Source organism: Microbulbifer sp. ABF4_143 (assembly GCF_056160225.1).
In genome coordinates this window covers 49,388-56,857 of sequence record NZ_JBSWWT010000023.1, presented here as the reverse complement: position 1 = coordinate 56,857, position 7,470 = coordinate 49,388, and the positions used below count along the sequence as shown (strand labels likewise).

Here is a 7,470-nt window from a genome sequence, read left to right as displayed (position 1 = left end):
TGGGTTCTTTGGGAAGGAAATGCTGGGACTCCCTCCTGGGAGGTTTGTTGGCTTGTTCCCTCGGGCCGACAGTCCTGCAAAAGGCCACCGATAGCAGGGCCATCGCATCGATATCGACGTTTTGTTCCGCCCTCCCCAACGACCGTCCGTCCCTACGAGCGCCCGTAGCTGTCGTCGAAGCGGACTATGTCGTCCTCACCCAGGTAACTGCCGGACTGCACTTCGATCAGCTCGAGCGGAATGGTGCCCGGATTCTCGAGGCGGTGGGTCACCCCCAGCGGGATATAGGTGGACTGGTTCTCGGTGATCAGCAGCTCCTCGTCGCCGCGGGTCACTTTTGCCGTGCCGCGCACGACTATCCAGTGCTCCGCGCGGTGGTGGTGCATCTGCAGGGACAGCTGCCGGCCCGGCTTGACCACTATGCGCTTGACCTGGAAGCGGGGGCCGGCGTCGATGGAGTCGTAGTAGCCCCAGGGGCGGTAGACCTTGCGGTGGCGCTCGGCCTCGCTGCGCGCGGCGCCTTTCAGACGCTGCACCAGCTTCTTGACCTCCTGCACCCGCCGCTTGTCCGCGATCAGCACCGCATCGTCGGTGTCCACCACCACCAGGTCGCGCACACCCAGCAGGCCCACCAGGCGGCTGTCCCCATGGACCAGGCAGCCGGCGCTGTCCTCCGCCAGCACGTCGCCGCGCAGCAGGTTGTCATCGCCATCCCGCTCCGCCAGCTCCCACAGCGCGGACCAGGAGCCGACATCGCTCCAGCCGGCGTCCATCGGCACCACCGCCGCGGACTCGGTCTTCTCCATCACCGCGTAGTCGACCGAGTCATCGGCACAGGCGGCAAAGGCCTCGGCATCCACGCGGGTGAAATCCAGATCCCGCGCGGCGCCGGCATAGGCGGCGCGGCAGGCCTCGAGAATATCCGCCCGGTGCTGGCCCAGTTCCTCGATATAGCGCGAGGCGCGGAACAGGAACATGCCGCTGTTCCAGGAATAGTCTCCGCCGGCCAGGTAGGTCTCGGCGGTGGCCGCGTCCGGTTTCTCGACGAACTGCGCCACCTTCCAGGCGCCCTCGCCGATGGCCTCGCCGCGGCGGATATAGCCGTAGCCGGTCTCGGCGCGGGTGGGCACTATGCCGAAGGTCACCAGGTTGCCCTGCGCGGCCAGATCGACCGCCACTGCCACCGCTTTCTGGAAGGCCGCGATATCGGCGACCGCGTGATCCGCCGGCAGCACCAGCAGCAGTGGGTCCCCGCCCTGCTCCAGTGCCGCCAGCGCGGCCAGCGCTATCGCCGGTGCCGTGTTGCGCGCGCAGGGCTCCAGCAGAATCGACTGGGCCGCGCGGCCTATCTCCTGCAGCTGCTCGGCGGCGGCGAAGCGGTGCGCCTCGTTGCACACGAGTATCGGCGCCTGCACGCCCTCGAGGCCGTCCAGGCGCAGCGCCGTGGCCTGCAGCATGGTGTCGCTGCCGGCCAGGGGCAGGAACTGTTTCGGGTAGGCTTCGCGGGACAGCGGCCACAGACGCGAGCCGGTGCCGCCGCAGAGGATAACGGGAATCATGAATTGTCGATCGGCTGTTAATTTTTGGGACGGGGAATTTTGGCACACTTGACTGCGGGATTATACTTGGCTGTTTTTCCGGCCCGATAGTAACGAACTTGAAGCTAAGGGCCTGATGCCGGGGGCTGTTCTCGAGACCTTTCGCGGCCATGGATGGCCGCGGAGAGCGTACAGGGATGTATTCACAGCGTGTCTCGAGAACAGCCACCGGCAGCAGGGCCGCCCGGGCTGACCCCAGGGACACTAAAACAAGGTACAGTGTGGACACGATTTATGTGAGGGGTGCGCGCACCCACAACCTGAAGAATATCGATCTGGATATTCCCCGCGACAAGCTGATCGTGATCACCGGCCTGTCCGGCTCCGGCAAGTCCTCGCTGGCCTTCGACACCCTCTACGCCGAGGGACAGCGGCGCTATGTGGAATCGCTGTCCACCTACGCGCGCCAGTTCCTGTCGATGATGGAAAAGCCGGATGTGGACACGGTGGAGGGCCTGTCGCCGGCGATCTCGATCGAGCAGAAGTCCACCTCCCACAACCCGCGCTCCACCGTCGGCACCATCACCGAGATCTACGACTATTTGCGCCTGCTCTTCGCCCGCGTCGGCGAACCCCGCTGCCCGGACCACCATGAGCCGCTGCAGGCGCAGACAATCAGCCAGATGGTGGACCAGGTGCTGGCTTTGCCGGAGGGCACCAAGGTCATGCTGCTGGCGCCGGTGGTGCGCGACCGCAAGGGCGAGCACCTGCACGTATTCGAACAGCTCCGGCGCGACGGCTTCGTGCGCGCGCGCATCGACGGCCTGGTGTGCGACCTGGACGACACCCCCAAGCTGGACAAGCGCAAGAAGCACACCATCGAAGTGGTGGTGGACCGCTTCAAGGTACGCGGGGACCTGCAGCTGCGCCTGGCGGAATCCTTCGAAACGGCGCTCGCCCTGACCGACGGCATCGCCTCCATCGCCTTTATGGAGGGCACACAGGAAGATCGCCTCTTCTCCGCGCGCCACGCCTGCCCGGTGTGCGACTACTCACTCAACGAACTGGAGCCGCGCCTCTTCTCCTTCAACAATCCGGCCGGCGCCTGCCCCAGTTGCGACGGCCTGGGCGTGAAGCAGTTCTTCGACGAGGAAAAGATCATCCTCGACCCGGACAGCAGCATCTCCGAGGGCGCCATCCGCGGCTGGGACCGCCGCAATATCTACTACTACCATATGCTCGACTCCCTGGCCGAGCACTACGGTTTCGATCTGGACAGGCCGTGGAAAAAACTCGCGAAGAAATACCGCGACGTGATTCTCTACGGCAGCGGCGACACGCCGATCGATTTCAGCTATGTGAACGATCGCGGCGACGTCACCGTGCGCCGCCACACCTTCGAGGGCATTATTCCGAATTTCCAGCGCCGCTACCGCGACACCGAATCCCAGTCGGTGCGCGAGGAGCTGGCCAAATACCTGAGCACGCAGAAATGCCCCGACTGCTGCGGCACACGCCTGCGCCGCGAGGCGCGCCACGTATTCGTCGACAACCGCACCCTGGCGCAGATCACCGAGATGCCGGTGGGTGACGCCTTTGAGTATTTCGCCAATCAGCTCAAATTCGAGGGCGCGCAGAAGGAGATCGCCGACAAGATCCTGAAGGAGCTGCGCGACCGCTTCCGCTTCCTGGTCGACGTGGGTCTGAACTACCTGACCCTGAACCGCAGCGCCGAGACACTCTCCGGCGGCGAGGCCCAGCGTATCCGCCTGGCGAGCCAGATAGGCGCCGGCCTGGTCGGGGTCATGTATATTCTCGACGAGCCGTCCATCGGCCTGCACCAGCGCGACAACGAGCGGCTGCTGAATACCCTGACCCACCTGCGCGATATCGGCAACACCGTTATCGTCGTCGAGCACGACGAGGACGCGATACGCGCCGCCGACTTTATCGTCGATATCGGCCCCGGCGCCGGCGTGCACGGCGGCGAGGTGGTGGTGGCCGGCAGCCACGAGCAGGTGGCCGCCTGTGAGCGCTCACTGACCGGCCAGTACCTGTCCGGCAGGAAAAAGATCGCAGTGCCCGAAGAGCGCTATGTCGCAGACCCGGACTATATGCTGCGTATCGAGGGCGCCAGCGGCAACAACCTGAAGAATGTCGACCTGGAGATTCCTGTGGGGCTCTTCACCTGCATCACCGGCGTGTCCGGCTCCGGCAAGTCGACGCTGATCAACAGCACCCTGTATCCGCTCGCGGCCACAGCGCTGAACAAGGCGACGACGCTGAAGGCCGCACCCTACAAGGCCGTGCACGGCCTGGAGCATTTCGACAAGTGCGTCGATATAGACCAGAGCCCCATCGGGCGCACGCCGCGCTCGAACCCCGCCACCTACACCGGCATCTTCACCCCGATCCGCGAACTCTTCGCCGGCACCCAGGAGGCACGCTCCCGCGGCTACAAGCCGGGCCGCTTCAGCTTCAACGTCAAGGGCGGCCGCTGCGAGGCCTGCCAGGGCGACGGCGTGATCAAGGTGGAGATGCACTTCCTGCCGGATATCTACGTGCCCTGCGACACCTGCAAGGGCAAGCGCTACAACCGCGAAACTCTGGAAGTGCACTACAAAGGCAAGAATATCCACGAGGTGCTGGAGATGACCGTCGAGGACGCGCGGGAATTCTTCGATCCGGTACCCGCCATCGCCAAGAAGCTGCAGACGCTGATGGACGTGGGCCTCTCCTATATCAAGCTGGGCCAGGCGGCCACGACCCTGTCCGGCGGCGAGGCACAGCGGGTCAAGCTGTCGCGCGAGCTGTCCAAACGCGATACCGGCAAGACACTGTACATTCTCGACGAGCCCACCACCGGCCTGCACTTCGCCGATATCCAGCTGCTGCTGGATGTGCTGCACCGGCTGCGCGACCACGGCAACACCATCGTCGTGATCGAACACAACCTGGACGTGATCAAGACCGCCGACTGGATCGTGGACCTGGGCCCGGAGGGCGGTTCCGGCGGCGGACAGATCATTGCCACCGGCACGCCGGAAGACGTGGCCGAAATGGAGGAGTCCCACACCGGGCGCTTCCTGAAACCGATGCTCGGCTGAGGACATACAGACAAGCCGATACAAAAAGGCGAAGCCGCACCGGCCTCGCCTTTTTTCTGTGAAATTCCTATTCGCCGGGGGCTGTGATTAACTATTCATCACAAAACCCATAATAAATACATGAAGATCGGCAAAGCTCTGAACATAGGGCCGGCCACCATGGTCGCGGCAGCGTTTATAGGCCCGGGCACGGTGGTCACCGCCAGTCTGGCCGGCGCCCGCTTCGGCTACGCACTGCTGTGGGCGCTGCTGTTCGCGGTACTGGCCAGTGTGATACTGCAGGAGATGAGTGCGCGCCTCGGTATAGTGACGCAGCAGGGGCTGGGGGAAAATATTCGCCGGACCTTCCGGCGGCCGCTGTCGCGCTTTGTGGCCACTGCGCTGGTGGTCGGCGCGATTGTGATCGGCAACGCCGCCTACCAGAGCGGCAATATCGCCGGCGCCAGCCTGGGGCTGGATGCGCTGATCTCCGCCATCGGCCACGGAACTTCGTCGCCCAGTCCCTGGCCGCCGCTTATTGCCGCGGCGGCCTTCGCGCTGCTGTGGCGCGGAGACTACCGCGTGATCGAGGGCGCACTGGTCTTCCTGGTGGTGCTGATGAGCCTCGCCTTTCTCGTCACCCTCGCCATTACCAGGCCGGATCTCCCCGCCCTGCTGCGCGGTCTGACACTGCCCGCGATTCCGCCGGGTGCCGGGCTCACCGCAATCGCGCTGATCGGCACCACGGTGGTGCCCTACAACCTGTTCCTGCACAGCGCCAGCGCCGCGAAGAAATGGCAGGGCCCCGAATTCCTGCCGCAGGCGCGCAAAGACATCTATTTCTCCATCCCGCTGGGCGGCCTGATTTCCATCGCGATAGTGGCCACCGCCGCCTCCGCCTTCTTTGCCGAACACATAGCGCTGCGCAACGCCGGGGATATCGCCCGCTCTCTGCAGCCGCTGTTCGGCGCCAGCGCCCAGTACTTTATCGGTATCGGCCTGTTCGCAGCGGGAATTTCCTCCGCGGTGACCGCGCCCCTGGCCGCGGCCTACGCGCTCAGCGGTATACTGGGTATGAAGCCAGATCTGAAATCCGCCGGCTTCCGCCTGGTGTGGCTGGCGATACTGGCCATCGGCACGCTGGTGGCGACCCTGGGCATAAAGCCGGTCCGGCTTATCTGGTTTGCACAGGTCGCCAACGGCCTGCTGCTGCCGATCGTCACGGCTTTCCTGTTGCGGGAAACGAATTCCGCGCGGCTGGGCGACTACAGAAATTCACGCTGGCAGAACCTGCTCGGTTTCCTGGTCCTGCTGGTGACGATACTGCTCGGCGGCCGCAGCCTGATGGCGGCCTTTGGCTGGTTGTAAATGCACAAGATAGATATCAACTGTGATCTGGGCGAGGGTGCGACGGCGGACGACTGCGCGCGGGACGCGCGGATTATGCCGTTTATCTCCCGCTGCAATATCGCCTGTGGCGGACACGCCGGCAATCCGACCACCATGCGGCTGTCGCTGGCCAACGCGCGGAAAAGCCGCCTGAAAATCGGCGCCCATCCCGGCTATCCGGATCCGGAAAACTTCGGCCGCCGCTCGCTGGCGATGGAAACCGGGCAGCTGCTCGAGTCCATCGGCGAGCAGGTCCGCCGCCTGCTGGACCTGGCCGCACAGGCGGGCGCGGATCTGGACCATATCAAATTGCACGGCGCCCTCTACAACGACGCCGAGGCCGATCGCGAACTCGCCGGGCGGATTGTCGATTTCATTCGCGCTGAATTCCCCTCGCTGAAAATTCTCGGGCTGGCCAACGGCGCCATGGAGGCCGCCGCGCGCAGACGGAAGCAGCCCTTTCTGCGCGAGGGCTTTATGGACAGGCGCTACCTGAGCGATCACCAGCTGGCGCCGCGCAACCTCGATGGCGCGGTGATTGCGGAGCTGACGCCCTGCCTGGCGCAGGCTGTGAGCCTGGCAAAATGTCTGCCCTTCGAATCCTATCGCGGAGAGCCGCTGCAGTTTTCCGTCGACAGTATCTGTCTGCACGGCGACAACCCGAATGCTCTGGAAATTGCCCGGGAACTGCAGTGGCACCTGCGCCGGCACGATGTGGAAGTGAGCCCGTGAAGTCGGCGTTTTGCATCTCGGCCAACGGCGACAGCGCGCTGGATATCCGCTTCGCAGAGGCGCCCGGCGAGGCGCTGAGCCGGCGTATCATTGCGCTGGAGCAGCAGATAGCAGCGCAGGACTGGGTGGGCATTGTGGATCTTATTCCGGCCTACCAGTGCCTGACCGTTTGCTTCGATCCACTGCTCTGCGATCGCAGCCGTCTCGCCGACCGGCTACAGACGCTGACCCGCCAGCTGCTGCAACAGCCGCCCAAATTACCGCGCACACCGCGCCTTATCCGGCTGCCGGTCTGCTACGAGGCGGAGTTCGCACCGGATATGCCCGCCGTCAGCGAACACACGGGCCTGTCTCCGCAGCAGATTGTCGCCCTGCACACGGCGCCGCAGTACCTGGTGCATATGCTGGGATTTTCTCCGGGCTTCCTGTATCTGGGCGGGCTGGACCCGAAGCTGCACTGCCCGCGTAAGGCGACACCGGCGCTGCGCCTGCCCGCCGGCGCCGTGGGCATCGGCGGCAGCCAGACCGGCATCTATCCGCAGGCCACACCCGGGGGCTGGCAGATCGTCGGGCGCACGCCCGCGAAGCTGTTCCAGCCACACAGCGATACGCCGTTTATCGCCGAACCGCTGGACCGGATAGTATTCTGCCCGATCGACCGCGACGCCTTCGAACGCTTCGATCAGGGCGCCCTGGAAATCACGCAACTGGAGGGCGCGCAGTGA

At 64.7% G+C, this 7,470-nt stretch carries 5 protein-coding genes; 4 read left to right on the top strand and 1 reads right to left on the bottom strand.

Going from position 1 to position 7,470, the window contains the following annotated elements:
- Positions 1-152: 152 nt before the first annotated feature.
- Positions 153-1,559 carry a mannose-1-phosphate guanylyltransferase/mannose-6-phosphate isomerase gene (locus ACXAF3_RS15835; protein ID WP_475113269.1) on the bottom strand — a complete coding sequence of 469 codons (1,407 nt, stop codon included), beginning with the start codon at positions 1,557-1,559 and terminating at the stop codon, positions 153-155.
- A 260-nt stretch (positions 1,560-1,819) separates the two neighbouring features.
- On the opposite strand from ACXAF3_RS15835, the gene uvrA reads away from it, so the two are divergent.
- From uvrA to pxpB, 4 genes are all read left to right on the top strand, one after another.
- Positions 1,820-4,645, top strand: a complete 2,826-nt coding sequence (uvrA, locus tag ACXAF3_RS15830; RefSeq protein WP_475113268.1) for an excinuclease ABC subunit UvrA — start codon at positions 1,820-1,822, stop codon at positions 4,643-4,645.
- Positions 4,646-4,765: 120 nt separating this feature from the next.
- Positions 4,766-5,992, top strand: coding sequence for an Nramp family divalent metal transporter (locus ACXAF3_RS15825; protein ID WP_475113267.1), 1,227 nt, complete (start codon positions 4,766-4,768; stop codon positions 5,990-5,992).
- Positions 5,993-6,745: a 5-oxoprolinase subunit PxpA gene (pxpA, locus tag ACXAF3_RS15820; protein ID WP_475113266.1), complete on the top strand. Its 753-nt coding sequence runs from the start codon at positions 5,993-5,995 to the stop codon at positions 6,743-6,745.
- A complete protein-coding gene (gene pxpB / locus ACXAF3_RS15815) occupies positions 6,742-7,470 on the top strand; it encodes a 5-oxoprolinase subunit PxpB (protein WP_475113265.1) in 729 nt (242 codons plus the stop codon). Before pxpA ends, pxpB begins: the two co-directional genes overlap by 4 nt.